Origin of the sequence: Serinicoccus chungangensis, from assembly GCF_001483745.1 — a bacterium.
GTDB classification, from domain to species: domain Bacteria; phylum Actinomycetota; class Actinomycetes; order Actinomycetales; family Dermatophilaceae; genus Ornithinicoccus; species Ornithinicoccus chungangensis_A.
Genome location: NZ_LQBL01000019.1, coordinates 1 through 2451, shown reverse-complemented (window position 1 = coordinate 2451; position 2451 = coordinate 1). Strand labels below are relative to the sequence as shown.

Here is a 2451-nt window from a genome sequence, read left to right as displayed (position 1 = left end):
CGGCGTGAACACCCGGGACCACGCTCAAACTCGAAGAGCCGACATACCGCTCCTGGGGGTACGAGGTGACGCCGCGGCCGGGATCCTTTGGGCTGCTCTACCGGGTCAGGAGGACCCTTGTGATAGTGAGGCATCGAAAGCCGCTGCGCGGTCGTCTCGCTGGCCACCGGCGGCATCGGCAGATCAGGTCCTCCGCGGCCTTGGGGGTCTTGCGGGTCACGAACTGGGCCAGCCACTGGCGGCGGACCGTCTCCGCTGACCTTCACCCCGTGCTGTGCCCTGACTTGGGCCACTTTTCCGGGCCGGTGACGGTCACGGCGCTCTGACCAGCAGTGTCGTGACCCCAGGACGCCAGATTTGCGCACTAATCGGGGTCACTAGAGTGGGTCGGTGGCCTACATCCGCACCGTGAAGACCGCCTCCGGGGCGACCGCGGTGCAGATCGTGCACTCCTCGCGAAAGGGCTCGCGGGACATCGAGCACATCGGGTCGGGGCACACCGATGCCGAGGTCGAGGCGCTGAAGGCGGCCGCCCGGCAGCGGCTGGCGGCCGGGCAGGGCGAGCTGGACCTCGCCATCCAGCTCCCGCCCGCAGGTGGCCCGTTGCCGATCACCGCCACGCGGATGGGGCACCTGTGGGACTCGCTGGCCGCGGCCTACGCGGCACTGGGGTTCGACGCCGCCGTCGACGATGAGGTGTTCCGGCAGCTGGTGCTGGCGCGGATCGTGGAGCCCACCTCCAAGCTGGACGCCGTGCGGGTGCTGGAGGAGATCGGCGTGCCGGCGCCGTCGTACCGCACGATCAAGCGCCGGCTGAGCCTGTACTCAGCGATCGGGTTCCGCGAGCAGCTGGCCGCAGCCTGCGCGGCCCAGGTCAACCTCGGACCCGCCACCCTGGTGCTGTACGACGTCACCACGTTGTACTTCGAGACCGACGAGGGCGACGGGTTCCGCGAGCCCGGGTTCAGCAAGGAACGACGCCTGGAGCCTCAGATCACCGTCGGCCTCCTCTCGGACGCGAACGGGTTCCCGCTGATGGTGCACGCCTTCGAGGGCAACAAGGCCGAGACCAAGACGATGCTGCCGACGTTACCGTTTACCCATCCTGCAAGTTGCTCGCCGATGATGTCACCGCAAGCGATACTCTGAAGGCTATGAAGAAAGTCTATGGACTCCGCTCGAAGCTTGTCCACGGGGATCAAGGGAAAGTCAATGTTGAGGGCGTTCGAGAGGCTCGCGACAAAGCGATCGGGTGGGTGATCGAATTGCTGCGAACCCTTTTTACCGAGCATCCGAGTCTACTGCAATTGACGGCCCCGCAGCGGAGCGAAGCGGTCCTAGTACCAGGCGCTCACGGAGCGCCAGGCTCGGAGGGGGAGGCTGCCGACCAGTAGGGCTTCACCCCGGCCGCGACCTTGCCCCTGCCTCACTCCTTCACATGCCGCAAGCCGATCACGCTGACCATGCTCGCTCCGACAGCCTCCGGGGCCGCCCCCTTGCGGCGCGCGGCGTCGCGCCTTATTGTTTATCGGGATACCGATAATCGATATGGAGTGAGTGTATGCCGGCAGCCCAGGACACCCGAACCACGAAGGCCTCGTGGGCCATAGCGGTGGTCAACGCCCTAACAGGGGTAGTCATCGCGCTCTGCCTCCTGCGGGTTTGGATCAACCTGTCCGGGATCCCTCTCGTGCCACAGGACAACGCCTGGGTGCCGCCGGAGTCCCTGCCGCAGATCCTCAACCTTCAACTCGGCCCCGATCCCGCGACCACTGAAATCACTGCGCTCCCCTTCTGGCTGCGTGCCCTCGGCACCACCAGCACAGTGGCGATGACCGTGATGCTCGTCATCGTCTTTCGCACCGTCCACTTGCTGGCCCGCCGCTCGGCAGAAGGACGCCCGTTCGCCGAGGACGTCATTCGCCGTCTGCGTCGAGCTTCCTCATGGCTGCTCGTGCTCATCATTCTCAGGTTGCTGATCGACGTGGCCACCATCGCCGCCCTCAACGGCTGGTTCCCATCAGCCGCCGACTCGCACGGCGGCGGAGCCCTGGGTACCGACCTGCCTGCCCTCTCGCTCAACATGCTCGTCGCCGCAGCGGTTGCGGGCGTTCTTGCCCAAGCGTTCCACCGCGGGAGGCAGCTCAGCGAAGACACCGATGGCCTCGTCTGAACACCGAATCGTCTCGCGGCTCGGGGAGGTGCTGGACGAGCGGCAGATGACGCTCACCGAGCTCTCGCACGCCACAGGTCTGACCATGGCCAACTTGTCCATCCTGAAAAATGGCCATGCCAAGGCAGTGCGCTTCAGCAGTCTCACACTCATCTGCGACGCACTGAAATGCACTCCAGCCGATCTTCTCGACATCGCACCGCGACGGTGACCAAGGGGCCATGCCGGCGCACTCATCTGGCACCCCTCTGTGTCAAGACGCCGCTGGGAGGGTGGTT

The 2451-nt window shown here is 65.9% G+C and carries 2 protein-coding genes and 1 pseudogene; all 3 read left to right on the top strand.

The annotated features are described in order from the left end of the window. Positions 1 to 390: 390 nt before the first annotated feature. Positions 391 to 1092 (top strand): annotated as a pseudogene (locus AVL62_RS05640) (IS1634 family transposase); the annotation flags it as partial. Positions 1093 to 1561: 469 nt separating this feature from the next. Further along, positions 1562 to 2173 carry a DUF2975 domain-containing protein gene (locus AVL62_RS05635; RefSeq protein ID WP_083518731.1) on the top strand — a complete coding sequence of 204 codons (612 nt, stop codon included), beginning with the start codon at positions 1562 to 1564 and terminating at the stop codon, positions 2171 to 2173. Next, on the top strand, positions 2160 to 2384 hold the full coding sequence (locus AVL62_RS16535) for a helix-turn-helix domain-containing protein (protein WP_083518730.1): 225 nt from the start codon (positions 2160 to 2162) through the stop codon (positions 2382 to 2384). Before AVL62_RS05635 ends, AVL62_RS16535 begins: the two co-directional genes overlap by 14 nt. Positions 2385 to 2451 lie beyond the last annotated feature (67 nt).